At 46.4% G+C, this 24,014-nt stretch carries 23 protein-coding genes; 13 read left to right on the top strand and 10 right to left on the bottom strand.

Annotated elements, in window-relative coordinates:
• Positions 1–31: 31 nt before the first annotated feature.
• The 6 genes from NL930_RS00205 to NL930_RS00180 form a co-directional block, all read right to left on the bottom strand.
• Positions 32–343, bottom strand: a complete 312-nt coding sequence (locus NL930_RS00205; RefSeq protein WP_039676058.1) for a hypothetical protein — start codon at positions 341–343, stop codon at positions 32–34.
• Positions 344–444: 101 nt separating this feature from the next.
• Positions 445–1,665: a rhodanese-like domain-containing protein gene (locus NL930_RS00200; protein ID WP_254376963.1), complete on the bottom strand. Its 1,221-nt coding sequence runs from the start codon at positions 1,663–1,665 to the stop codon at positions 445–447.
• 26 nt (positions 1,666–1,691) lie between these two features.
• Positions 1,692–2,864, bottom strand: a complete 1,173-nt coding sequence (gene nrfD / locus NL930_RS00195) for an NrfD/PsrC family molybdoenzyme membrane anchor subunit (protein WP_254376962.1) — start codon at positions 2,862–2,864, stop codon at positions 1,692–1,694.
• A gap of 9 nt (positions 2,865–2,873) precedes the next feature.
• A complete protein-coding gene (locus tag NL930_RS00190) occupies positions 2,874–3,437 on the bottom strand; it encodes a 4Fe-4S dicluster domain-containing protein (protein ID WP_039675392.1) in 564 nt (187 codons plus the stop codon).
• A 2-nt stretch (positions 3,438–3,439) separates the two neighbouring features.
• Positions 3,440–5,779 carry a molybdopterin-dependent oxidoreductase gene (locus tag NL930_RS00185; protein ID WP_039675393.1) on the bottom strand — a complete coding sequence of 780 codons (2,340 nt, stop codon included), beginning with the start codon at positions 5,777–5,779 and terminating at the stop codon, positions 3,440–3,442.
• Positions 5,780–6,220: 441 nt separating this feature from the next.
• Entirely contained in the window at positions 6,221–6,919 is a 699-nt protein-coding gene (locus NL930_RS00180) for a methyltransferase domain-containing protein (RefSeq protein ID WP_254376961.1), read from the bottom strand.
• 292 nt (positions 6,920–7,211) lie between these two features.
• Here NL930_RS00180 and NL930_RS00175 point away from each other — a divergent pair, with 292 nt between their 5' ends.
• From NL930_RS00175 to NL930_RS00165, 3 genes are read left to right on the top strand one after another with little or no spacing between them, the layout of a single operon-like run.
• A complete protein-coding gene (locus tag NL930_RS00175; protein ID WP_254376960.1) occupies positions 7,212–8,234 on the top strand; it encodes a ribonucleotide-diphosphate reductase subunit beta in 1,023 nt (340 codons plus the stop codon).
• Entirely contained in the window at positions 8,224–8,955 is a 732-nt protein-coding gene (locus tag NL930_RS00170; protein WP_060824944.1) for a nitrilase-related carbon-nitrogen hydrolase, read from the top strand. The genes NL930_RS00175 and NL930_RS00170 overlap by 11 nt, the downstream gene beginning before the upstream one ends.
• Positions 8,956–8,957: 2 nt before the next feature.
• Positions 8,958–9,617: a protein-L-isoaspartate(D-aspartate) O-methyltransferase gene (locus tag NL930_RS00165; protein ID WP_041962799.1), complete on the top strand. Its 660-nt coding sequence runs from the start codon at positions 8,958–8,960 to the stop codon at positions 9,615–9,617.
• Here the strand turns inward: NL930_RS00165 and recJ are convergent.
• The 3 genes from recJ to galU form a co-directional block, all read right to left on the bottom strand.
• Positions 9,614–11,197, bottom strand: a complete 1,584-nt coding sequence (gene recJ / locus NL930_RS00160; RefSeq protein ID WP_254376959.1) for a single-stranded-DNA-specific exonuclease RecJ — start codon at positions 11,195–11,197, stop codon at positions 9,614–9,616. The two genes, NL930_RS00165 and recJ, sit on opposite strands and share 4 nt — an antisense overlap.
• Positions 11,190–12,833, bottom strand: a complete 1,644-nt coding sequence (locus tag NL930_RS00155) for a CTP synthase (protein WP_039675463.1) — start codon at positions 12,831–12,833, stop codon at positions 11,190–11,192. The genes recJ and NL930_RS00155 overlap by 8 nt, the downstream gene beginning before the upstream one ends.
• 139 nt (positions 12,834–12,972) lie before the next feature.
• Complete coding sequence (galU, locus tag NL930_RS00150) at positions 12,973–13,842, bottom strand: UTP--glucose-1-phosphate uridylyltransferase GalU (RefSeq protein ID WP_173636943.1); 870 nt, start codon at positions 13,840–13,842, stop codon at positions 12,973–12,975.
• 279 nt (positions 13,843–14,121) lie between these two features.
• Here galU and NL930_RS00145 point away from each other — a divergent pair, with 279 nt between their 5' ends.
• The 10 genes from NL930_RS00145 to NL930_RS00100 all read left to right on the top strand — a co-directional run bounded on the left by NL930_RS00145 (position 14,122) and on the right by NL930_RS00100 (position 23,803).
• A complete protein-coding gene (locus NL930_RS00145) occupies positions 14,122–15,792 on the top strand; it encodes a methyl-accepting chemotaxis protein (protein WP_254376958.1) in 1,671 nt (556 codons plus the stop codon).
• Between the two features lie 84 nt (positions 15,793–15,876).
• Positions 15,877–16,632, top strand: a complete 756-nt coding sequence (locus NL930_RS00140) for a class I SAM-dependent methyltransferase (protein WP_039675404.1) — start codon at positions 15,877–15,879, stop codon at positions 16,630–16,632.
• Positions 16,620–17,645 (top strand): ABC transporter substrate-binding protein, encoded by a 1,026-nt coding sequence (locus NL930_RS00135; protein WP_039675406.1) that lies wholly within the window; start codon positions 16,620–16,622, stop codon positions 17,643–17,645. Before NL930_RS00140 ends, NL930_RS00135 begins: the two co-directional genes overlap by 13 nt.
• Positions 17,642–18,685, top strand: a complete 1,044-nt coding sequence (locus tag NL930_RS00130) for an iron ABC transporter permease (protein WP_039675408.1) — start codon at positions 17,642–17,644, stop codon at positions 18,683–18,685. The genes NL930_RS00135 and NL930_RS00130 overlap by 4 nt, the downstream gene beginning before the upstream one ends.
• Positions 18,682–19,470, top strand: coding sequence for an ABC transporter ATP-binding protein (locus NL930_RS00125; protein ID WP_039675410.1), 789 nt, complete (start codon positions 18,682–18,684; stop codon positions 19,468–19,470). Before NL930_RS00130 ends, NL930_RS00125 begins: the two co-directional genes overlap by 4 nt.
• Positions 19,471–19,600: 130 nt before the next feature.
• Positions 19,601–21,808: a TonB-dependent receptor gene (locus NL930_RS00120; RefSeq protein ID WP_254376957.1), complete on the top strand. Its 2,208-nt coding sequence runs from the start codon at positions 19,601–19,603 to the stop codon at positions 21,806–21,808.
• A complete protein-coding gene (locus NL930_RS00115; protein ID WP_254376956.1) occupies positions 21,808–22,338 on the top strand; it encodes an FmdE family protein in 531 nt (176 codons plus the stop codon). Before NL930_RS00120 ends, NL930_RS00115 begins: the two co-directional genes overlap by 1 nt.
• Positions 22,338–22,763 carry a TonB-system energizer ExbB gene (gene exbB / locus NL930_RS00110; RefSeq protein WP_039675416.1) on the top strand — a complete coding sequence of 142 codons (426 nt, stop codon included), beginning with the start codon at positions 22,338–22,340 and terminating at the stop codon, positions 22,761–22,763. The genes NL930_RS00115 and exbB overlap by 1 nt, the downstream gene beginning before the upstream one ends.
• Positions 22,753–23,133: a biopolymer transporter ExbD gene (locus tag NL930_RS00105; protein WP_039675418.1), complete on the top strand. Its 381-nt coding sequence runs from the start codon at positions 22,753–22,755 to the stop codon at positions 23,131–23,133. Before exbB ends, NL930_RS00105 begins: the two co-directional genes overlap by 11 nt.
• Positions 23,114–23,803, top strand: a complete 690-nt coding sequence (locus tag NL930_RS00100; protein WP_254376955.1) for a TonB family protein — start codon at positions 23,114–23,116, stop codon at positions 23,801–23,803. The genes NL930_RS00105 and NL930_RS00100 overlap by 20 nt, the downstream gene beginning before the upstream one ends.
• Here NL930_RS00100 and NL930_RS00095 read toward each other — a convergent pair whose 3' ends face one another.
• The gene (locus NL930_RS00095; protein WP_254376954.1) at positions 23,804–24,013 is read right to left on the bottom strand and encodes a hypothetical protein; all 210 of its coding nucleotides are present in this window, start codon (positions 24,011–24,013) and stop codon (positions 23,804–23,806) included. It abuts the gene before it with no gap.
• Position 24,014: the final 1 nt, after the last annotated feature.

Here is a 24,014-nt window from a genome sequence, read left to right as displayed (position 1 = left end):
ACCTTGGCCTCTTTGACAAGAAGCCTACATGTTAATAACATAATGCCGTATTACCGCTATCGCTAGCGTAATGATACAAAAATTCGTAAAGATGTGCGACGTCATTTTCTTTCAACGGCTTTGCCGAAGGACATAAGGTTTGCAATTCATTCGCAAGCTCCTTCGCGTCAAATAAAGCCTGCCATTCACTGTACGTATGTTTTTTCGCCATCACGTTTCCGCTAAAACCGCAAGCCGTGCGAAAATAACTCTTATAAATCGTAGAACCTTGATTGATGTCCGCAAAAAGGGAAACGGCGCCGATAAGACAGAGGGCAAAAAAAGCGGTAGTGTATCGTTTCATGATTTCTTCTTTACTGTTCAATCTTAACATGTGAGGGCAAGTCATCGACTTGCCCTCACCTCTTTTTCCTTGACATGTCACCTTACATGTAAAGCCGAGATCTACCCCAAAGGTTCATTGACCTTGATGTCGCATTGGTTTGATTTATCGCATTTAATATTGGCATCAAAATAGAATATCTTACTCACGTCTATTTTTGCGCCTTGCAATTTCAAAAAGGCTTCCATCGATCTTCCGCCTGCGGAGCAATTCAGAATCACGACTTTTCCTTTAGGTAGTTTTGCTACAAATTCTTGTGCGCTTAATTTTCCCGCTTCGATATTGATCGCGCCTTTAATATGTCCGTTGGCGTATTCTGAGGGGCTTCTCACGTCAATAATGGCGACATTACTCGGTACGGTTCCCGCCATGATATGGGCTTTATACCATTCACCGTCCACGGTTCCTTCATCGGTGCCTAATTTTATACCTTCAACGAAGGCATCTTTTTTAGGTGTTTCTGCTTTAACTTCTACTTTTTTAGCACCGCCTGCGGTTGTTTGGTTACCCGCTTCTTTCCATTCCGGGTATCCTCCGGCGTAGACGCTTATTTTTTTGTAACCTAAGGTTTCAAGTTTTTTTGCCAAGTTATGTGATTTTGCGCAATCGTATCCTTCACAGAAGGTGATAATCGAGGTTGTTTTATCGCTTGGCAAGCGTCCGATAAATTGATCGACATCGGCATCATGGATATGCATCGCTCCGGGAATACTTCCGGCAAGGTATTTAGCGTAGGGGCGTGCATCGATCAAGAGTGCGCTTTCGTTTTTAAATGCCGCTTGGGCTACGGGCGTTCCTACTTCTAAGTAACTTTTCATTTTCCATTCAGGTTCACCGGCTTGGTAAAGTTTTACGTTGGTATAGCCTTTACCTTTAAGGTATCCTGCAACGATCGGGCTTTTTTCACATTCCCAGCCGCCGCAATAGACGATAATCTCTTTATCTTTTGCTACTTTCTCTAATTGTCCGATATATTTCTCTATTTCGGTATCCGGAATATTAAGGCTAGAAGGAATCGTCCCTGCTAGGTATTTTGGGTGCGGTCTCGCATCAATCAAGAGTGCTTTTGCCCCGCCTCGCGTACCGTTCCCGATCGCTGCTGCTACGTAATCGTATGTTACGTTCTCCAAGCGGTATTGTTCGATCAAGCCTTTGACTTTTGCGTTAGGTTCCGTGAGCACTTTCTCTGCTGCTGCTTGGCTCGCTTCGGGTTGGCTACTCGCGCACCCTCCGAACAAAAGCCCCGCTACGATCAGGCTACTCGCTATACTTCTTAGTCTCATATGTATCGCTCCTTTATTATTGGGATTTAGTGATGCGTCTCTTCACTTTCGTCTAAATTAAAAATTTTATCGGCGAAATAGTACATAATCAATGAAAGCCCTATGCCCCCAAAACCGATCATAAACTCCGTCGCGGAAGGAAAGTAGTCGACAAAGCTGGGAGCCAATTGGTATTCGGCACGTTTAAGCGTCGTCATCGGATATAAAAGCGTATCGTGTACCAAACCGTAACGCATAAAGAAGATACCGACCATACCCGTAATCGAAGCGTAAACGGTTGCTTTGATCGCTTGCGCGTTACTGACCAAAATAACGACGAAAGGAATGAGCATACCGAGGGTTAATTCTCCAAACCAAAAGTTAGGATGCTTGATCGCGTGCATAATCGTTGCGGCACGTTCAGGCATATCACCGTACAATGCGGTTAAAATTTTCCATACTTCAAAAAAGATTAAGACGGCTAAGAGCATTCCCAAAATTTTAGAGAGCTTCACCAACATCACGCGCACTTTTTCGGGGAAGTTCATTTTGTATTTGAATCCGTACATCAAAAAGATCAAATAACATCCCGTAATCATCGCGGAAAGAATAAAATAAACGGGGTAAAATACGCCGTTGGCGGAAGGTCTTGAAATCAAAAATCCAAAAACCGCACCCAAGTTCGAGTGCGCCGCAAGTCCCACCAAAAGACCGCAAATACCGAAAATTTTTGAAAACGTATGGTTCTCTTTAATCGCTAAAAAGAAAAATTCCAAACAAATAAACGTCAAATACAGACCGTAAAGCGTTCCCATCCACCAAATAGCGGACGTCAAACCGGGCGTTAGGACGTTGTAAATGAGCATCGTCACCGGATGCCCGATCTCCAAACCGATGACCGCAAAACCGGAACTAATCGTAATAATCGCACCCGCAATCGCGCGTTTGCCGATTTGTTGAAACTCTTTAATTCCGAATACGTGTCCGATAGAAGAGATAATACAAAGCCCCGTACTGGAGACGACAAAAAAGACGTACATCGAAATCAAAAGTCCCCAAGGATGCTGACGCGTCACATTATACGCATGGTGTCCGTGCAAAATATAGATGACCGCTCCCGAAAAAAAAGCGGCGACGAGTGCTACGGTTACAAACGCCATGAGTAAATTCAAAGGCGTCTTTTCAAACGAAAAGAGGTTTTTTAAAGAAATCGCATTCATGGCGCGCTCCTACAAAATATAAAATAGTTTTGGTTTCGTACCCAAGTGCTCTTTGACTTGGCGGTACTCGTGTTTGGCCAATAGTTGTGAAATTTCGCTATTGGGGTCGTCCAAATCGCCGAATACGCGAACTTTCGTCGGGCAGGTCGCTTGACATGCCGTCGTCGTTTCGCCGTTGGCGAGTCTGGTATCGGAACAAAACGTACATTTATCGACGGTCATCGTTCGTTGATCGACATAGCGCGCATCGTACGGGCATGCATTGATACAATACGTACACAAAATACATCGCGTCGGATCGACCATTACCATTCCGTCAGGACTGTAATGCGTCGCATTGGTCGGACATACCAGTTGGCACGGTGCGTTTTCGCAATGCTGGCATTGGCTTGGATGGTACGTTTGCGAAGCAATCGAAATATTCGGATATTCGCCCTCCGCCTCTTTGACGCCGACCCAAATTCGATAGTGATCGGGCAACAACAATACGCCGTTTTCTTCTTTACATGCGCTTTCGCATGCTCTACAGTTAATACAATTTTTGTAATTAAGTGCCATTCCGTAACGTGCCATAATTAAACCTTTCTAATTGCTACGATGGTGTCGTGAAGACAGGATGATCCGTGCATCGGCTCAATTCCGTCTTCGAGTATTTTTGCGTCGTTACCGCCGTTATTGTGCGCGAGATGAAGCGCGCTGGAGCTGACGCCGAATCCGTGAACGAAAAAGAGCGTATCGGGTCCGATTTTTTCGGTCGGATACGCTTTAATCGTCGTTTTCCCTACCGAACTCGATACTTCGAGCTTATCGCCGAACTTGATGCCCATTTTCGATGCGACCCTTTTATTGATCCATGCGTAATTTTCGGGAACTAAATTGAGCAGTAAACGATTATTGGCCGTACCCGATTGCGTAAATTGCGCGTGACGTCCGGTAATAAACCGGAATTTTCCTTCCGGAATCGCCATCTCGTACTCTTTTTTCCACGCGGGCATCGCGTCGATACCTTTTTTCGTAAGCGAATCGAGCACGCATTCGATTTTACCGGATGGCGTATTGAACTTCAAATTACGAACTGAATACGCGCGCTTATGTTCCGGATAGTACTCGTAATCGTTGACGCCCGTTTTTTTGAAGTATTCATTCATATTCGGATAGAAAACACCTTTTTCTTTGAGGATTTCCGCCGCACCTTCGTATTTTTCGACGGCATGTGCGTTGAGCTCTTCTTGATCGTGGGCAAACGCTTTCGTGAGATCGAATTCCTCATATACCGTCTCTTCGCCATCATCTTCAATGGCACTTTGAACGTCTTCGTCGTATTTTTTCGTAATTTCAAAAAGCGGTTTTGAGATTTTTGCGCTCAAACCTCGCATGATCTCCATTACAGGTTTGCTCTCAAACATCGGTTCGACAACTTTGTTACGTTGGGCTATAGAAGGCTCTATGCCGCCGTAAGAGACGACCGGATCGGTACGTTCCAAGTAATTACATTCCGGTAAAACGACGTCGCTTAGCATGACCGTATCGCTCGGCATCGTATCGATCGTAACCACAAGGTCTAGTTTTTTCAAAAACTCTTCGGTTTTTTTCGCGTTAGGCATGTTGTGCATCGGGTTGTGCTTGTAGTTAAAGAGTGCTCGAATCGGATAAGGATTTCGACCCTCTAACACCATATTTCTAAAAGCGACCCACGAGCCAGAACCGCCCACAACCGCCGCTTCTTTAGACTCGATACGCGGTTTGGCTTGCGCATACATCGGTGCAGGTACATCATGCTCGACAAGCGGTAAGCTTTTACCGAAGCAAATGCCGCCTTTGACGTCTACGCCGCCGCCGAGCGCGGAGAAAAGTGCCATGGCACGTCGAAGTTGAAAGTCGTTTTTCGACCACGTCGTACGTCTGCCTTGATAATAAACCGCTTGCGGAGCCGCCGCCATGAACTCGCGTGCGACTTCGTAAATGTCTTTGGCTTTGATACCCGTAATTTTTTCTGCCCACTCCGGCGTATAATTGTTACTTAAAATATGCTCTTTGTACGTTTCAAATCCGTTGAAGTAATTCTCAACGAAGGCTTTATTGTAGCGCTCTTCTTTAATCGCAACGTACGTCAATGCCAAAACAAACGCCAAATCGGTTCCGACGTTGATCGCCAACCATTTATCGCTTTTGGCTGCCGTATTCGTAAAGCGAGGATCGACGCATACCAGTTTCGCTCCGCGACCGTTTGTACGTTTGAAAAAGTCCATCGTATCGGGCGTTACGATCGCTTCGGCACGGTTGGCGCCTGCCATAATGACGTATTTGGCGTTATCCAAATCCGCTTGACCGTAACCGCCGATCGTAAGCGAATATCCCGAAACCGTCGTTGCCAAACATAAACTAGCGTGATTTAAAAAGTGAGAAGAACCGAAAAGCGTGAAAAACGTTTTAAACGTATGTTCCGCCATACCCTCACCCGCACAAAACGCGACGGTCGAACGGTTGTCTTTTTCTTCGTCCAAAATCTTCGTGAGTTTCTCGTTAATGTAGGCATACGCTTCGTCCCACGTAACGCGTTTGAACTTACCGCTACCTTTTTCGCCGTCGCGAATCAGAGGATACTTTAAACGATCGGGATCGTAGAGGGATTGAATACCCGAATTACCGCGTGCGCAAAGCATATTTCTGGATTTCGGAAATAACGGGTTCGGATCGAGTTTTTCGACGACGCCGTTTCTTACATGTGCAATTGCCGCGCATTTATTGACGCACATTTCACAGAGCGTCGCTACCTTTTTAGTGTCATTGCCGATTTTCTTAGCAGGGGCACTAGCACTTGCAATCATCGAAGAAGTGCTTAAGCTAACTCCTCCTACGACCGACATTGCTACGCTCCCTTGAAGAAATCTCCTTCGTGAGATCTCTACTTTCATCGCTTCTCCTTGTTGTCTTTGGACTTTAAGGTTAGAGCAAAACCGCTCCCCCGAAAAGTACCTCTTTGTCCCTCCATTGTAAAGGTTAAATCTTAGAAGAAACTTACAATTTCGAGAGATTAAAAGCCCTAAAATAGGAGTTTAGAGCGGAATGCCCTATTTATCGAGATTGGAAATACAAAAAAAATTTTACGTTTTTCGCTTTTTTCGCTCAAAAAAGTAAATTTTTATAAACTTTTTGTAGAAAAATATTTTAATTTTTACCAAAAATGACGTAATAAATCAAAATAATTTGTTTAAGCTTTTTTAATAATAAGCCCTAGTTATGGGGATTTTTCTAAATTTTACTTATGTTAATTATAAATAAATTGATATAAAAACTCTTGAATAAAAAAGTTAATAATTTTTAACTATTATAATTATATTAATTAATTGTAATAATTAAGCTTTGAAAGGAGTGCCCCACACAAAAAGTACCTCAAACTCCAAATGGCGTTGCGGATAATTTTGAATGAGCTGTTTGGTCTGTGCGACGCTAAGGCGTTTTTGACCGCCGCTAACGCCGCTTTTTTTAATGTAGCGAAATAAAGAGAGTGAGTCTTCAAAGAAGAGCTCAAAGGTTTTGATTTCAAATCGACATGTAAAACGTTGCTCGATCATTTTCCTAAGCTCTTTTGCATTGGGAAGAAACGAAGGCAAACCGCTAAGATCGTAAAGCGTTTGAAACGTTCGATCGGTAAAAACGGCAAAAGCGATTTCGTGCGTCCGCGTTGCAACGTACGACAAAAGGGCTTCGAGGTCATTCGCCCATTGCAATGCGGACGACGAAATCAAAAGATCGCAAGGCAGAAACGCCTGTAATACTTCTTGCGATTCAAAATCGTCGCATACGACTTCGATCGTATCGCTTTGGGGATGCAACGCGCACATGGCGGGTGCACTGTCGATGCCGACGAAACGCTCGTAGTTCCACGTCAGACGTTTGCACACCGCACCGCTACCGCATCCTAAATCGACTACGCGAGCGGCTCGAGCGGTAATTCCGGCAATCAAATAATCGGCAATAGATTGTTGAAGGGCATTATGCGCATCGTAACGGTACGCGTTTTTGGAAAATTCGTGTGCATGCTTGGCTATCATGACGTGAATTTTACCATGAGAGGGCTAAAACTTAAGACACTTAACGCACAAAAAATTCGAGAGAACGTGAGCGCTACTTCGACATGTAAGCTTCAAAACACGCAAACTATGTGATCTTCTTTTCATCGCTTAACGCATCGCGCGTCTATAGAATTAAGAATTTTTCGATAAAATAAGCTCTTATTTAAACACCCTTATTATCGTAGACCGTGCAAAGCTACGATCGCGACACGAACCGAGCGTATCGGTTTTTATCGCGTTAACGTCAAAACACAACTACAAGGAAAAGCCGATGGAGCGCAAAAAAATTTATAACCCAAACTCGGATGAAAGTTTGCAAGATCGCAAAATTTTCGGCGGTAATCCGCACGGTATTTTAAATTTTACCAAAGCCAAATACACGTGGGCTCTCAAACTTTGGGATATGATGGAAGCCAACACGTGGTTTCCGCGCGAAGTCGATACCACGAAAGACGTCATCGACTACAGCCGCAATTTGACCGACGCGGAAAAGCGCATGTACGATTTGGTATGGTCGCAACTCATCAGTATGGACAGTTTCCAAACCAACAATCTTGCCGACAATATCAATCCCTACATCAGTGCGCCCGAAATTAACGCATGCTTGGCACGACAAGCTTACGAAGAGGCAAACCATTCCAAGTCGTATGCCGTCATGGTCGAAGCGATTTGCGACAATACCGATCTTATCTACGAAATGGAAAAACACGACGACGTACTGCGCCGTAAAAACGACTATATCTCCAGCGTTTATGAGGAGCTAGCAGGCGACGTGACCGAAGAAAAGCTGGTCTTAGCAATGTTTGCCAATCAAATCTTGGAAGGGCTCTATTTTTACTCCGGATTTACGGCGATTTATGCTTTGGCGCGTGCGGGAAGAATGCTCGGAAGCGCTCAGATGATTCGCTTTATTCAACGCGACGAAATTACACATCTTTTGTTATTCCAAAACATGATTAATGCCGTCCGAAAAGAGCGACCCGATCTCTTTACGGACACACTTAAAGCCAAAGTGTACGAGATGTTCGAAAAAGCCGGAGAGTTGGAAATCGAATGGGGTAAATACATCACTCAGAACCAAATTATGGGCTTTACCGACGACATTATCGAAACCTATATTCACTACCTAATCGACGATCGTTTAAGCGCCGTCGGATTTGAGAAACGCTACAACGTCAAGCATCCGATCAAATGGGTCGATGACTTCTCAAAATTTAACGACCAAAAGACCAACTTCTTTGAAGGTAACGTCTCCAACTACAGTAAAGGAAGCCTCTCTTTCGATGATTTCTAATCCCACGCTTTGCGCCCTTCAGTTTGCATACGAAGGGCACTCTTTTGAAGAAAATTTTGCAACGCTCTCATCATTGGTATCGCAAACGCCCGATCACGGTATCGTTTTAGCACCGGAACTCTGTTTAAGCGGCTACAGTTACGATCGTATGCACGAAGCGGCGGCATTTAGTCATAATATGCTTCCCAAACTTGCCAAGCTCTCGCATTTGAAAACCTTAGGTCTCACGCTCATCGAAAGAAAAGAGAACTGTTTTTTCAATACCTTTCATCTCTTTTGCGACGGACATCTTGTCTACACGCAAGCAAAAGCCAAGCTCTTCGCATTGGGCGATGAAATGCGCTATTTTCACGCGGGCAAGCTCGAAGATATTCGTATCGTCCAAATCGAAGGAATAAAAATTGCTGTATTGATTTGCTTTGAATTACGATTTCCCGCTTTATGGGAACGCATCAAGGGAGCAGACGTGATTTTAGTTCCCGCATATTGGGGCAAACAACGCAAAGACCATTTCGAAACGCTCGGCTCGGCATTAGCGATCGCCGACCAGTCTTACGTCATATGTGCAAATAGTTCGGACGATTCGATGGCGGCTTCTAGCGGGATTATTACGCCTTTCGGCGAAGCGTACCGTGACGATCAAAAAAGTGTTCTTACGCACGCTTTTGATCGTCACGAAATTCAAACAATGCGACGATATATTAATATAGGATTGGCGTGAGTATGTCTCAAACGGCTCATTTTAAAGACAAAATTCGCTTTCAAAAAAACAAAAAAATGGCGGATGAAATCGCCAAAATTTTTCCCTTAAGCCCTTGCGTTTACGAGGCATTTTGCCAAAGTGAACGCGAATTGTTCGTGCCCCAAGGCATGGCATTGCACGCTTACCGGCTCGATGCACTTCCTTTAGCATCCAATCAATGGATCAGTTCGCCTCTAACGGTTGCCAAAATGACCGAAGCACTTACATGTCAAGGAGCCGATAGCGTTTTGGAAATCGGTTGCGGAAGCGGATACCAAGCATTGATTCTAAGCAAAGTTATTCGTCGCGTCTTTACGATAGAGCGCATCGAACGACTTTTGAAAGAAGCCAGAGAGCGTTTTAAACTTTTGGGTATCTCGTCGATTCACACGCGCTTTGACGACGGACAAAACGGCTGGAGGGAGTTTGCCCCGTTTGATCGTATTTTGTTTTCGGCCTCAATCGCCCAAGTGCCTCAAAAAATTTTCGATCAGCTCAAAATCGGCGGTATTTTAGTCGCTCCTATCGAAAAAGGCGACCGACAAGTCATCATGCGTTACACCAAAACACCCAACGGCTTAAACAAAGAGACACTTGAAGAGTGCCTCTTTGTTCCCGTCAAAGACGGTAGAGAGTTTTAATACTTTCGTACGATCTGTTTGATCAACAGTTGCGGCGTTACAAGCCCACGGTAATCGTTACGCGAAACCGTAAATAAAATATCCACGCGATCGCCTTGTTTGACGCGTAGATCGTAGTTGAAAAAGATCGCCTCCAAGGCATTGCTTCCCTCTTGCAAAATCAGCTTTAAATGTTGCGAATCTCTTCCGATCAAACGATCGACCTTCACCAAAATATTACGCAATAAAAAGCTCGGTTTCGGGTTTTTTTGCCCGAAAGGCTCTTGATTCTCCAAAATTTCCAATAACTCGAAATCGATCTGATCGGCACTGATTTCGCCTAAAAGATCGCTATCGGATTCTAACATCTCTTGGGTAAAATGCGCGCATGCTTGCTCTAAATTGTATTTAAACCGTTCCAAATTCGCAATTTCGATCGACACGCCCGCCGCACCCTTATGTCCACCGTAACCGAGCAACATCGACTCTTGCGAGCGAATCAACTCTAAAATATCGACGTCTCCGACACCTCTAGCACTTCCTTTGGCCTTGTCGTCTTTGATTGAAAAAACGATAGCGGGTTTTTTAAACCGTTTGGAAAGCCGTGAAGCAACGATGCCCACGATACCCTCATGCCACTCTTCACCCCACGCCACGATAATGTTCGCCTCTTCGTTGACATGTAAAAGCGTCGACTCGAATAAAAGCCGTTCTTCTTCTTTGCGTGCTTCGTTTAAGGAGACGATATAATCGAGTTTTTGTAAAGCTTCGTCCACATTGCGCGTTTTTAAAAACGTATAGGAAAACTTTGCGTCTTCCATACGTCCGGAGCTGTTAATAAGCGGAGCGATGAGAAACGAAATATCGTCTGCTTCTAAGGTCGCTTTGCCGAAATAACGTTTAATCGCCTCAAATGCGGCACGCTTAGAGTGGTTGAGTTCGACAATGCCTTTTTTGACCATCACGCGGTTCATTCCGACCAGTTCCATCATGTCGGCAAGAATGGCGATGCACAAAAGGTCCAAGAACCCCGACAAATCGTACTCGATGCCCATCTCTTCTTTTAAGGAAGCGACCAAATACCATGCGACCTGTGCGCCGCAAATCTCGCAATGCGGAAAATCGCAATCTGCTTGCTTGGGGTTGACGATCGCAAAAGCGTCGGGCAAAACCGAAGGAACGCTGTGGTGGTCGGTAATAATCAAATCGATACCGCGTTCTTTGCAAATCTGCGCCGCTTCCACCGCCGAAATGCCGTTATCGACCGTAATAATCACCGAAACGTCGAGTTTTGAGACGATATCGGGATTGAGCCCGTATCCGTCCGTAAAACGATTGGGGATAACAAGCGTATACGCCACGCCGACATCGTCCAAAAATTGACTCAAAATCACCGAAGAGATGACCCCGTCAACGTCGTAATCGCCCACAATCGCAATACGCTCTTTATCGCGTATCGCTTGCGCGATGCGCTTGGAAGCACGTCCGATATCTTTTAAGGAGGAGGGTTTAGGGATTTCTCCTAAACGGGTACACCCGTCATTTTCAAACCGGCTTTGTAAAATCTTCCTAATCTCCTCTTTCGTGAGCAGGCTAGCCATTCGTTTGGCGTTGCGCCAAAGCGGCTTTTGCAAACGCACGTACGGTTTTATTGGGGTTGGTTAAACGCGACGTAAATTCCGGATGAAATTGCACGCCTAAAAACCACGGATGCCCTTTGAGCTCGACCGCTTCGATTAAGCCGTCGCTCTCGCCGCTAACAAGCAGTCCCGCTTTTTCAAACGCTTCGCGATAGACGGGATTGGCTTCGTAGCGATGACGATGACGTTCGCGAATCACGGAAGCGCCTTCGTACACGTTGCGTAAGAGCGATCCCTCTTTGGTTTGGCATTCGTATCCGCCCAAACGCATCGTACCGCCCAAAGGACTTTGTACGGTGCGAAGCTGCTTTTGACCGCTGGCATCGATAAACGAGTCGATCAAATAGATAATCGGATTTTGACATGTAGGATTGAATTCCGCCGAATTGGCATCTTCAAGATGCAACACGTTACGCGCAAATTCAATCATCGCAAGTTGCATTCCCAAACAAATGCCAAGATACGGGATTTGATGTTCCCTTGCGTAACGAATCGCCGCCATTTTACCGACCACGCCGCGTTCTCCAAATCCGCCTGCGACCAAGATGCCGTCGACGTCGGAGAGAATATCATCGCACCCTTTCTCTTCAATCACTTCCGAATCGACCCAGCGAATTTTGACTTTCGCGTTGAGATGCGCTCCGGCGTGAATCAACGATTCGGTTAAGGATTTGTAAGACTCTTTGAGATCAAGGTATTTGCCGACAAAAGCGATCATCAGCTCGTCGCGAGGCGCAATGACGCGTTTGACCAATACGTCCCATTCGTCCATATGCGGCGTCAATTCGCCAAGCCCCAAAGTTTCCGAAATCGGCGTTAAGATGTTTTCTTTTAAAAAATTGAGCGGTACTTGGTAAATCGTCGTCGCATCCAAACATTCGATGACCGAATTACGTTCGACGCCGCACGAAAAGGCAAGTTTGTTTTTCAACTCTTTGGGAAGCGGATATTCGGAGCGGCAGATTAACATGTCAGGCGTAATACCGATACGGCGAAGCTCTTGAACGGAGTGCTGCGTCGGCTTGGTTTTAAGTTCGCCTGCGGCTTTAATGAACGGAACCAACGTTAGATGAATGTTCATCGCGCGTCCGCGTCCCAGCTCGCTTCGTAACGAGCGAATCGCCTCTAAAAATGGCAAACCCTCGATGTCGCCGACCGTACCGCCGATCTCGACGATGAGAATGTCTTTGCCTTTACCCGCCTCTTTGATACGGTTGGCGATTTCATCGACGATATGGGGAATAACCTGAATCGTCTTTCCCAAATAATCGCCTCTACGCTCTTTTTCGATGACCGCTGAATAAACGCGACCCGTCGTAAAATTGTTGGCTTGCGTAAGGTTTTCATCCAAGAAACGCTCGTAATGCCCCAAATCCAAATCCGTCTCCGCCCCGTCGTCCGTAACGAAAACTTCACCGTGCTCGAGCGGACTCATCGTACCGGGATCGACGTTGATGTAAGGATCGGCTTTTAAAATGCTGACTTTAAAACCGACGTTTTTAAGGAGTGTAGAAATACTCGCCGCCGCAATACCTTTGCCTAAGGAGCTTAAAACGCCTCCCGTAATGAAAATATACTTCGTCTCATGGTTGGACATCATCGTTCCGCCTCATTATTTTTTAATGCTCTGATTATAACTTACGGAAGCTAATAAAGGGTTTATCTTCTGTGAAACGAGGAAAGAGGAAAAGAGGGTGACGCCTTATGCAAAGCCCTGTATAAGGCGTCAAATCGAGTTATTTGAGTTTATCGTGAAAGTAATTGGTCGCTTCGACAAAGCCTTCGATCGAACCGCAGTCAAAGCGTCTGCCTTGAAATTTATAAGCGATAACTTTGCCTTGTTTTGCCAACTCCAACAACGCGTCGGTAATCTGAATCTCGCCGCCTTTGCCGGGTTTAGTGTTTTCGATGACTTCAAAAATTTCGGGAATTAAAATATAGCGTCCGATAATCGCCAAATTGGTCGGAGCATCTTTGGGATCGGGTTTTTCGACCATATTGGAGACGCGCAAAACCGAAGGGTTGCCGTCCACGATGCGACCGTCGATAACGCCGTATTTGTTGGTCTCTTCTTTGGGCACTTCTTCGATGGCGACGACGCAACAACGGTATTTTTCGTACACTTCGACCATCTGTTTCAAAACCGGATCGTCTTCGTTATTGTCGCACAAGTCGTCGGCCAAAATGACGGCAAACGGTTCGTCGCCGATCAGGGTTTTTCCCGTTAAAATCGCGTGTCCCAACCCTTTCATCTCGACTTGTCGCGTGTAGCTGAACGTACAATTGTCAATCAGGTTTCGGATCTCGGTCAAATAGCTCTCTTTGGACGTTCCTTTGATCTGATGTTCCAATTCGTAACTGACATCAAAGTGGTCTTCGATCGCTCGCTTACCGCGTCCCGTAACGATTGCCATCGTGTCGATTCCCGCACTCACCGCCTCTTCGACGCCGTATTGAATCAAAGGTTTGGTTAAAACGGGCAACATCTCTTTGGGCATTGCTTTGGTTGCGGGTAAGAAGCGCGTACCGTAGCCTGCGGCGGGGAAAAGACATTTTTTAACGGATTTAAGGTTATTGATTTTACTAAATTTCGAGATACCGGACACCGTATCCTCCTAAAAAATTAAATGTGAAATTTTAGCTTAATTTTGCTCTTTTTTTGTTGAGAGTGTAAAAATTAAACACGAAACGCTTCAACCTTTGGCATACGATCGGCTATCATATCTTTATCATACAAAGTACGTTATGCTCCTTAGAGCTCTTACAAAACGCTGAGACGTTTTGGAAGCAAAGTTCTCAAGACCCTTAAGCACCGGATTTTGTAAAAAATCTATGCCATATACGCCTTCTTTACCATAACACTTTTAAACCGCAAAGGCTTTGACATGTTAGAACGTTCGTATCGGTTGCTCGGCTCTTTTTTCATCATCGCATCGGTATGCATCGCCTTAAGCGTTGCGTTGGGAGTGCCCGTTTTTCTCGCACTTGGCTTGGAAGTCGGACTTTTACTCTCTTTCATTCTTGCGGCATACGTCAAAATGATCCGCCCTCTTTCTCAAGCAATTCGGTTGTTTAGCGACCTCAAAGCACGCGCGAAAAGCGCACGAGAGAAGACGAAACACTCTTTTAACGCACTCGAAAAAGACGAACCTCTTATTCGAGAACTTCTGGGCGAGCCTTATGAGCTCATCGCCTTGCTGATCGAGTTGAGCGAGCATTATTCCAACAGTGCCGCCCGCAATTCGATTTCGACGGCGCGCTTGATGTTTTCCATCGACGCTATGTCTAAGAAATTGGAAGAAAAAGCTCATTCTATCGGTAAGATTTCCGAATCGGCTCAAAATATTTTTGAACATGTCAATCGCGTCAGCACCAACTCCCAAGACGCCTCTTCGTTTGCCAAACTCTCTATGAGCGAAAGTAAAAAAAGCGTTCAAGAATTAAGCGAGATTATCGCCAATATGGCGAATATCAATGCGCAAACCGCCGATGCTTCGCGCAAAGTTAACGAACTCAAAGAAAAATCGCTGAACATTCAAAATGTCACGACCGTCATCGACGACATTGCCGATCAAACCAATCTTTTAGCACTCAATGCCGCTATCGAAGCCGCAAGGGCGGGCGAACACGGTAGAGGATTTGCCGTCGTAGCGGACGAAGTACGCAACCTTGCCGAGCGCACGTCCAAATCGACCAACGAGGTGACGATGATCGTTAAGGAGATTCAACAAGACACGATCGACGTTTTTAACAGCATCGAAGCCTTGCGTCATGAAGTCGATCGTGCGTCGCAAACGGTTCAAAGCGTGGGAGAGGAGATCAAAAACTTTATTCAAAACGCCGAAAAAATCGAAGAGCAAATCGATCATATCGCGACAAGTTCGCATTATAATAGCGACCAATTGCTCACGATTCGCGATGCGATCGATAAAATCAGCGACCAGCTTGAATCGGGTACGAAAGAGATGAAGTCCATCTCGGGACAAACGCAAGCCATTATCGGCAGTGCCGAAAGTGCACACGAAAATCTTAGCGCGTTTGCGATGGACGAGTACCACGAGCAGATGTACCAAAAATGCCTCGGTGCAAAACAAGCGATCGAAGCGATTTTTGAAGAGGCGATTCAACGCGGACAACTCAGTATCGACGATATTTTCGACACGAATTTCAAGCCGATTGCGGGTACCGACCCGCAAAAATTTACCAATCGCTACGATGCTTTTACCGATCAGGCATTTCCGATCGTTGTCGATACGTTAATGAAAGAAAATCAGCAAACGCTTTTTTATGCCGTCGCCATGCACAAATCAGGATACATCTCGACGCATAATGCACGCGCACCGCTGAGCGGCGATTACCAAAAAGACCTTTTCCAAAATCGCTCAAAACGTATCTTTACCGATAGCGGCGTTCGCGGAGCCAATCACGAAAAACGCGTTTTACTGCAAACCTATATCCGTGAGAACGGCGATATTATGCACGATATTTCCATTCCGATCTACGTACGCGCTCGCCATTGGGGCGGATTTAGAATCGGGTATAAACCCAAAAGCTAGTCGGTTTGGTTTTCAGGTTTGATTAACGCGAGGAACGCTAGAATAATATCGAAATAGAATTGGTATTATTTATGGGGTCTAAAAATGTTCAACGCCTCCGCCAACCGCTCCTTATGGGATCAAAAAGCCAAACAGTATCCGCGCTTTTCTTTCAACCTCACGGAGTTTCAACAGCGCATCTTTCGATCGCTCGCTCAAAACGGTATCGATTTTGAAGGAAAAACGCTTTTAGACGTAGGATGCGGCACGGGTGTTTACACGCTTCACCTCGCGAACAAAGCCTTACATGTAAGCGCACTTGATCTCTCGCAAGAGATGCTAAACGTCCTCAAAGAAGACGCCGATCAAGCAAACCTTGGGGATAAATTCGACTTTTTTTGCGGGACGTGGGATGATTTTCAAAGCGATCGAACTTTCGATATTTGCTTCTCTTCGATGTCCCCAGCACTCCAAACACCCGAACATATCGAGCGTTTTCACGCCCTTTCGTCGTATGCGTGTGTTTATTTGGGATGGGCGGGAAAGCGCATCTCCGGTTTATTAGGTCCCGTGTTTGAAGCGCACGGACTCACGCTCAAGGCTCCTTTAGGCTCCGAATTGATCCTTCGGTGGCTAGAGCAAAATCGTATCGCATATGATGAATGTTATTTGGAAGATACGCGTTTACATGTAATGCCTTACGCTAAAGCGTTGGAGTCGGTTTTATGGCATCTTCGCATCAACCGCGCCCAGCCGAACATGCAAGCCCTAAAGTCGAGCATAACGTCGATGCAAAACGCAAACGGCGATGTCGCCTTTGAAACCACCTCAGGAGTGAAACTCATCTCATGGAAAAAATAATCCTTGCGTGCCTGCTTTTCGCCGGTACGCTTTTCGCTCAATCGTATACGGATATGCTCGGTCGAAACGTTGAAATTAGCACAACGTCCCGATTGGTTTTTTTAGGTCCTGGCGCATTGCGTTTGGGAACGTATTTGGGACTTAACAGCCGTCTGGTCGGCATTGAAAAAATCGAAAAAGAGGCTTCTTTTTTATCGCCGTACCGTACGTTTATGGGTGCGGAAACTATCGACAAACTTCCGTTAATCGGTCCGGGAGGTCCGGGTAAAATGCCCGACATGGAAGCGTTGCTGACACTTCAACCCGACCTCATCGTCACTTCGTTCGTCGATCAAAACCAAATCGAGACGATCGCTTCTAAAACGCATATACCGATTATTGCCCTCAGCTACGGCGCGTCTTACGGCGGTACGGAAGAAAAAAATCTTGAAGAGGTCAAAAAGTCGCTTCTGCTCTTAGGGGAAATCACGCAAACGCTACCGCGCGCGCAAAACCTCGTCGCGTTTATCGAAAATCAAGAAAAAACCTTGCGTTCGCTTTCGTTGGAGAAAAAACGCGTTTACGTCGGCGGTGTAGGCTATAAGGGCGTCCAAGGGCTCACGAGTACCGAAGTGGATTATCCTCCGTTTGCACTTCTCGGGCTCAAAAACTGCGTTTTTGAACAGACAAAACTCAAAGGACACCGGTTTATCGAGCTAGAGGCTCTTTTAAAAAGCGATCCGGAAATCATTTTCGTCGATCTTTTCGGTCAAGCCAAAATTCAAGAGGAGTACCAAGAACACAAAGCCTTGTACGATTCGCTCAGCGCGTACAAAACGGCACAGCTCAAAACCGTTTTAGGCTATAACTACTACAGCACCAATATCGAAAACCTCTTCGTCATCGCATGGCAAATCGCAAGCGGCTTAGGTGCCAAAGTCGAGGTCAAAGCCGAAGCGGAAAAAATCTACGAGGCGTTTTACCCGCAACACGGTGCGAAGCTTTTATCTCAATTGCAGTATCCGCCTTTATGAGTTTGCATCTTCTGTATCGCAAGCGCACGCTCAAGCGATTCGGACTTTTTGCGTTCTTATCGCTGACGATTATCCTTCTTTTATGGCTCAATATGATTAGCGGAACGGGAGGTGTCGTCGTACGCGATACGCTCAAACTCATAGGACTGGAGCCTTCCTCCGGAAGCTTTTCGATGATCCTTTTTTCCATACGCTTACCGCGCGCACTCGCAGGATTGCTCGTCGGCATGCTTTTGGGACTCTCGGGAGCGGCGATGCAAGGCGTCTTACGCAACCCGCTCGCTTCGCCCTTTACCTTGGGCATTTCGCAAGCGGCTGGATTTGGAGCGGCATTTGCGATTATCGCACTTAGTGCATCCGATATTTCGACGCATCCTCTGTGGCTCAAACTCAATATCGCGCTTTTTGCCTTCGGTGCAAGCATCGTGTGCGCGCTACTCATCGTATGGATTTCGCATTTTGTGGGCATGATCCCGCACACTTTGATCTTGGCGGGCGTGGGGTTAGGTTCTTTGTTTCATGCGGGAACGATGTTTTTACAGTACTTTACCAGCGATATCAATGCCGCCGCAACGCTCTTTTGGACGTTTGGGGATTTGAGCAAAGCCAACGCTATGACGCTTGGAGCGATGGTACTTTTTTTGATTCCATCGCTTCTTTATCTCTGGGCGGCACATTGGAAATTTGACGCATTGGCATTTGGAGACGAAAACGCGTTTAACAAAGGCGTGGAAGTCAAGCGTTTTCGCATCGGCGTCATTCTCTTTTCGACGCTTTGTACCGCTATCGCCGTTGCCTTTTTCGGGATTATCGGCTTTATCGGGCTCATCGCACCGCATGCGGTACGTCTTGTCTTAGGAAGTGCGCACGGAGCGTTAATACCGCTTTCGGCTTTATGCGGAGGAGCATTGCTTTTGGGCGCCGATCTCACCGCACGTATGCTTTTGCATCCCGTAACGCTTCCGGTAGGCATTTTAACGTCGTTTATCGGCGCACCGCTTTTATTATACCTTCTCGTATCGCAAGGACGCCGCCGATGAGCCTTTACCTTCACGATCTTACCTACCGCTTGAAACGTAAAGAGCTTCTTAAAGCCGTTTCGTGTACGGCACGCGAAGGCGAAGTCGTAGGGCTCATCGGTCCCAACGGAGCGGGCAAAAGTACGCTTTTAAAACATCTGGTGGGGCTCATTCCCTCCCCTTTGGGTACCGTGATGCTAGACGACGTGGATCTGAGTCGTTTAAAAGCGGCGGAATTGGCACGCTATATCGCCTACGTCTCTCAATTCAATACGCCCTCGCAAGCGACGACGTTGGAAGTTTTGGAACTCGGCCGTCGTGCCCACAGCGGAATCAAACTTTCGCGAACCGATAAACACCTCATCGCACAAAGCGTCGAGCAATTTGACCTTCTTGCGCTTCTTGAGATGAGCGTCACGGAACTCAGCGGCGGCGAACGTCAAAAAGTGATGATCGCATCGGCGTTATTGCAAGAACCGAAAATTTTACTGCTAGATGAGCCGATTTCACACTTAGACCCTAAAAACCAACTTGAAATGCTTCTAGCCATCCATCGACTGACGCGTGAAAAAGGGCTTATAACCTTCATCGTTCTGCACGACATTCAACACGCCATTCATTACACCGATCGCCTTTTAATGCTCAAACAAGGCACGTTACTGCACGATATTGAGACCTCGCATATTGAAGCTTCGATGCTCGAAGAGCTCTTTGAGGTCGCCGCATCCTTACATGTCAGCGAAGGGCATACCTTCGTTTATTACGGACATCACCATGAATCTATCGCTCAAGGGCACCGCCACTAAGACTTTTACGCCTCAATAATATTTGAATTTATCAAAAATATTATTTATAATTTATTTGTATTACAGCTTAATTAACCTATAGTAATACGAATTATTTTAAAAAAATACGTGTTATTAAAGGGGGAAAGTTTTGAAACACAAGCATTGGATAAAGGTATCGTTTGCCGCTTTGAGCCTTTCGACGCTTTACGGTGTCGATCTCGAAACGGTGGAAGTGGAAGCGGAACGTCTGATTAATCCGACGAAACAAACGGGAGAAAGCGTCTACACGGGCAGTGAAGTGACGCAAAAAGGCATGGAAATTCAAGGCGTCAAGGCAACGACGAGCGTTTACGAAGCCTTATCGATTTTACCGGGCGTTAGCGTCGAAAATGTCGATAGTAGCGGTCTTGCGATCGAGCAAAGTACCGTACGGATGCGCGGCGTTAGAAGTTCTATGGGGGCACTGACGGTAGAGGGCGTTCCCAATTACGGCGGAAATCCCATCGGACCTAGAGATTATCTCTACGATATGGAAAATATGGAATCGCTTTCGATCTATAAAGGCGGCGTTCCTTCGGATATCGGCACGGGTGTGGGTTCCAGAGGCGGTGCGATTACGTTGCATCCCAGATGGGCACAAGAAGCGTTCGGCTTTGACCTCTCGCAAACGATCGGGAGCGATCACTATACGCGAAGTTATTTTAGGCTCGATAGCGGTATTCTTAATGAAAGCGGTACGCGTGTCTCGGGAGCTATCTCCTACGCGCAAGCCGACAAATGGCGAGGAGACGGCGACTTAGGACCTAGAGTCAACGCCAACTTTTCTCTCGTCCAACCGATCGGCGAAGCGACGACGCTTAAATTGTGGTACAACCATAACGACCAAGACCAAAATTTATACCGACCGCTTTCGTATGCGCAAACCCAAAATCTTAAAGCCAACTACAACGTCGATTATAACAAAGCCTTGACGGGAAGCGCGGCGCAAGATATTTACTACTACGACTACAACAAAGGCGAATATCAAAACGATGACCTGATAGCGATTTTAACGCATTCGTTTAACGATACCTACGCCTTAAATCTGAAGCCCTACTACTCCAAAGAAGACACCGAAATCTACCAAGGCGTCACCAGCAACGGAGGAAGGGTTCAAAAACGCGTTCGCGACATCGAGCGTTACGGTATGATGAGCGAACTTGAAGCCCGTTACGACCTGTTTAAGGCGGTGGTAGGCTATCATTTCGAAAAATCGCTGATGGAAATCTCAACCGAAAATTATGCCATCACCTCTTCGGGGCTCTCGTATCGAGGGATGGGCGTCGTCGGTACTTCGGGCGACACCTATCTTAATAGTCCTTACCTCAAACTCTCCGGAAACGTCGGCGACTTTAGTTGGCAAGGCGGATTAAAATATTTTCGTTTCGAAGATGCCGACAGTTTAGGCTATACGACAAGCACTTCCGCACCTTACGGATTGGTTAGGGCAAGCGATTTGGATCGAGACGGCGAAACCTATTCGATCGTTTTACCGACGTTTGGCGTCTCATATAATTTCGATGCCGCATGGCAAACGTATGCCAATTACGGTAAAAGCTTTATCCGTCCCTATTCCTACTTACCGATTATGAACACGTACAATACTTATCGCACGCAGTTTCAAGCCGCAGGAGTAAGCGTTCAAGACCTTTTCGACGGATACGATCTTGAGAAATCGGATAATTTCGACGTAGGCGTACGTTACAAAAACGATAGCTTCGAAATTGCGCCGACCTTGTTTTACGGAAAACACAAAAACCTTCTGACCAATGTTTCCGATAGCAGGGTACTCTCGGGCGGTTTACCGATTAGCTATCAGCAAAATATCGGAAAAGCCACCAGCTACGGAATTGAGACGGAAATCAACGCTTTTATTAACGACGAATTAACGTTTTTCGTCAATCCGACCTACGTACACTTTACCTACGACGAGGATATTAGTTATCAAGGCACGACGCTTAATGCCAAAGACAACCAAATCGTCGATACGCCCAAATGGATGGCGAAAACGGGTATAATATATAAAATCGGTCGTTTCGAATTTATTCCTATGGCACGGTATTTAGGCGAGCGCTACGGCGATGCGGGCAATCACGATAAAATCGACGATTGTTGGCTATTCGACGCTCAGTTTGCTTATACGCAAAAGAATTTTTACGATAAAGCGACACTTAGGGTTGCACTGGAAGTGGATAATATTTTCGATAAAGAATATGTATCGGCTATCAGTGCTTCGGACGATACGCGAGCAGGTGCGGCAAGTTATTACCAAGGCGCGCCTAGAAGCGTGATGTTAACGGTAGGAGTACATTTCTAATGCAACAATTATGGGAAAAATGTATCGCATTCCACGGACACGCATGTCCGGGACTTGCCATCGGATTTCGTGCATCGCAAGCCGCTCATGAGTGGTTAGGGATGGTAGGATTTAGCAAAGACGAAGAGTTAGTATGCGTAACCGAAAACGACGCCTGCGGAGTCGACGCGATTCAAGTGCTTTTAGGATGCAGTTTCGGCAAAGGCAATCTCATCTATAAAGATACGGGAAAGCAAGCGTTTAGTTTTTTTGATCGCAAAAACGGCAAAAAAGGGCGTATCGTTTTTAAACGCCCATTCGGTCATACGATCGATCGTGCGAGCATGCAAGAGTTGATCTTAAACGCACCGCTGGAAGAGCTTTTTACGCTCAAAGAGCCGACGTTTGAGCTTCCCGAATCGGCACGTTTGTTTGCTTCGGAAGTATGCGAAGTATGCGGCGAGAGCGCGCCGGAGCATAAAATGCGCTTGCAAGAGGGAAAAAAAGTTTGTTTGGATTGTTTTAAAGCCTATTCGCGCGGATGGAATTGATGGACGCGTTAAAATTCTGGATCGATTATGCGATTTTCGGTATTTTAGGGGTGATGAGTCTTCTGGCTCTCACCTATGCGTTGGAACGTTTTTTCTTTTACCGCAACATCGATGTAACGCCTTACCGCGACATCGACACGCTTGAAACCGATCTGACGCGCAACCTGACCGCCTTATCGATTATCAGCTCCAACGCACCTTATATCGGGCTTTTAGGCACTGTTTTAGGCATTATGGTTACCTTTTACGATATGGGAAAATCCGGCAATATCCAAACCGATACGGTCTTAACCGGCCTCTCGCTTGCACTCAAAGCCACGGCACTCGGCTTAACGGTCGCCATTCCGACGCTTATGGCCTATAGCGCATGCTTGCGCAAATGCGACGTTTTGAGCGCCAAGTGGAAGGCATCGCGTGCGGCTTAAACGACCCGAAGGGCTCAACATTATCCCTTTTATTGACATTATGCTGGTTCTTTTAACGATTGTATTAACCCTTTCAACGTTCATCGCCCAACGCACCTTAGAGCTCAATTTGCCTAAAGCGACGCAAAGCAGCACCCCGTCTCAAAAACAAGCCTACACGATTACGCTCTTAGACGACCAAACGATTTTATGGCAAAACGAGCCGCTTCCTTTAGAAAATCTCGACCAAAAGCTTGACATGTTAAACCCGCAAGACACGTTAATGCTTCAAGCTGACGAGCAGAGCCGTTTCGGACTGTTCGTGACGCTCTTGGATCACCTTAAAGCACGCCGTTTGGAACACCTCGACATTGCGGTACTCCCTCGATAACATGTACCTCAAACGCGCTTTTTTACTTTCATTGTTCTTACATGTAAGCGTCGCAATGCTTTTAATATCGTTTTTTACGCTCCGTGGCAAACCGAGCGAACCCGTGAGACAAGAGCGTTTTCACATCTGCCTAACGCCGCAACAACCGACGCCTATACCCGCCGTACCCCAAAACGTACCAAACGTCGTCGAAGAACCTAAAGCCGAAACTCACCCGTCGCAACCGTCTTCTAAACCGACGCCGCCCAAACCCAAGCCTAAGCCGATCGCAACCGTTGCTCCGACACCTGCCCTAAGTGCGCCTCACGAGACGCTGCACGAAGAAGCGCACCCTCTATCCGCAGAAACTACTACGGAAGCTTTGATGCCTAAACCTCTCCAGCATACGACCGATGCGCAGGAAAACCTGATTGCGCACAAGATTCAAGCGGCACTTTTAGCGGCAAAAACGTATCCGAAAAGAGCCCAACGTGCGGGAATGGAAGGTGCCGTCGCTTTATGCTTTATATGGACAAGTGCGGGGGTAAAAGAGGCTCACGTCTGCCAAAAGTCAAAGTATGCGCTTTTAGACGAACACAGCCTTGAGACGTTAAAACAGGCTTCAAAAACATTCCCGAGCGTCGAATCGCCCGTGGAAATTCGTATCGTTTTGAGTTATACGCTTAAATAATTACGCCTCAGGATCGTACGCTTCGCCGAGCATTTCACGCATTTTACGCTCCATACGCTTTTCAAACGCCTCGTTGGAAGGAGACGCTTCATTGGAAAATTTGGCTTTTCCGTAAAGCACGCATCCGCGATCTCCGGGATCACACTCTTTGCGAATAATGTCGCAAATACCATCGACGTCGTGAGGGCACGTCCAACCGCCTCGGTTCATG

Source organism: Sulfurospirillum sp. hDNRA2 (assembly GCF_024206095.2).
Taxonomy (GTDB): Bacteria; Campylobacterota; Campylobacteria; order Campylobacterales; family Sulfurospirillaceae; genus Sulfurospirillum.
This window is presented reverse-complemented; position numbering and strand designations above follow the sequence as displayed.

What these genes read in the sequence shown, in the direction of transcription:
- NL930_RS00205 (WP_039676058.1), bottom strand. Translation starts at nt 343, where the DNA reads ATGAAACGATACACTACCGCTTTTTTTGCCCTCTGTCTTATCGGCGCC.
- NL930_RS00200 (WP_254376963.1), bottom strand. Translation starts at nt 1,665, where the DNA reads ATGAGACTAAGAAGTATAGCGAGTAGCCTGATCGTAGCGGGGCTTTTG.
- nrfD (WP_254376962.1), bottom strand. Translation starts at nt 2,864, where the DNA reads ATGAATGCGATTTCTTTAAAAAACCTCTTTTCGTTTGAAAAGACGCCT.
- NL930_RS00190 (WP_039675392.1), bottom strand. Translation starts at nt 3,437, where the DNA reads ATGGCACGTTACGGAATGGCACTTAATTACAAAAATTGTATTAACTGT.
- NL930_RS00185 (WP_039675393.1), bottom strand. Translation starts at nt 5,779, where the DNA reads ATGAAAGTAGAGATCTCACGAAGGAGATTTCTTCAAGGGAGCGTAGCA.
- NL930_RS00180 (WP_254376961.1), bottom strand. Translation starts at nt 6,919, where the DNA reads ATGATAGCCAAGCATGCACACGAATTTTCCAAAAACGCGTACCGTTAC.
- NL930_RS00175 (WP_254376960.1), top strand. Translation starts at nt 7,212, where the DNA reads ATGGAGCGCAAAAAAATTTATAACCCAAACTCGGATGAAAGTTTGCAA.
- NL930_RS00170 (WP_060824944.1), top strand. Translation starts at nt 8,224, where the DNA reads ATGATTTCTAATCCCACGCTTTGCGCCCTTCAGTTTGCATACGAAGGG.
- NL930_RS00165 (WP_041962799.1), top strand. Translation starts at nt 8,958, where the DNA reads ATGTCTCAAACGGCTCATTTTAAAGACAAAATTCGCTTTCAAAAAAAC.
- recJ (WP_254376959.1), bottom strand. Translation starts at nt 11,197, where the DNA reads ATGGCTAGCCTGCTCACGAAAGAGGAGATTAGGAAGATTTTACAAAGC.
- NL930_RS00155 (WP_039675463.1), bottom strand. Translation starts at nt 12,833, where the DNA reads ATGTCCAACCATGAGACGAAGTATATTTTCATTACGGGAGGCGTTTTA.
- NL930_RS00145 (WP_254376958.1), top strand. Translation starts at nt 14,122, where the DNA reads ATGTTAGAACGTTCGTATCGGTTGCTCGGCTCTTTTTTCATCATCGCA.
- NL930_RS00140 (WP_039675404.1), top strand. Translation starts at nt 15,877, where the DNA reads ATGTTCAACGCCTCCGCCAACCGCTCCTTATGGGATCAAAAAGCCAAA.
- NL930_RS00135 (WP_039675406.1), top strand. Translation starts at nt 16,620, where the DNA reads ATGGAAAAAATAATCCTTGCGTGCCTGCTTTTCGCCGGTACGCTTTTC.
- NL930_RS00130 (WP_039675408.1), top strand. Translation starts at nt 17,642, where the DNA reads ATGAGTTTGCATCTTCTGTATCGCAAGCGCACGCTCAAGCGATTCGGA.
- NL930_RS00125 (WP_039675410.1), top strand. Translation starts at nt 18,682, where the DNA reads ATGAGCCTTTACCTTCACGATCTTACCTACCGCTTGAAACGTAAAGAG.
- NL930_RS00115 (WP_254376956.1), top strand. Translation starts at nt 21,808, where the DNA reads ATGCAACAATTATGGGAAAAATGTATCGCATTCCACGGACACGCATGT.
- exbB (WP_039675416.1), top strand. Translation starts at nt 22,338, where the DNA reads ATGGACGCGTTAAAATTCTGGATCGATTATGCGATTTTCGGTATTTTA.
- NL930_RS00095 (WP_254376954.1), bottom strand. Translation starts at nt 24,013, where the DNA reads ATGAACCGAGGCGGTTGGACGTGCCCTCACGACGTCGATGGTATTTGC.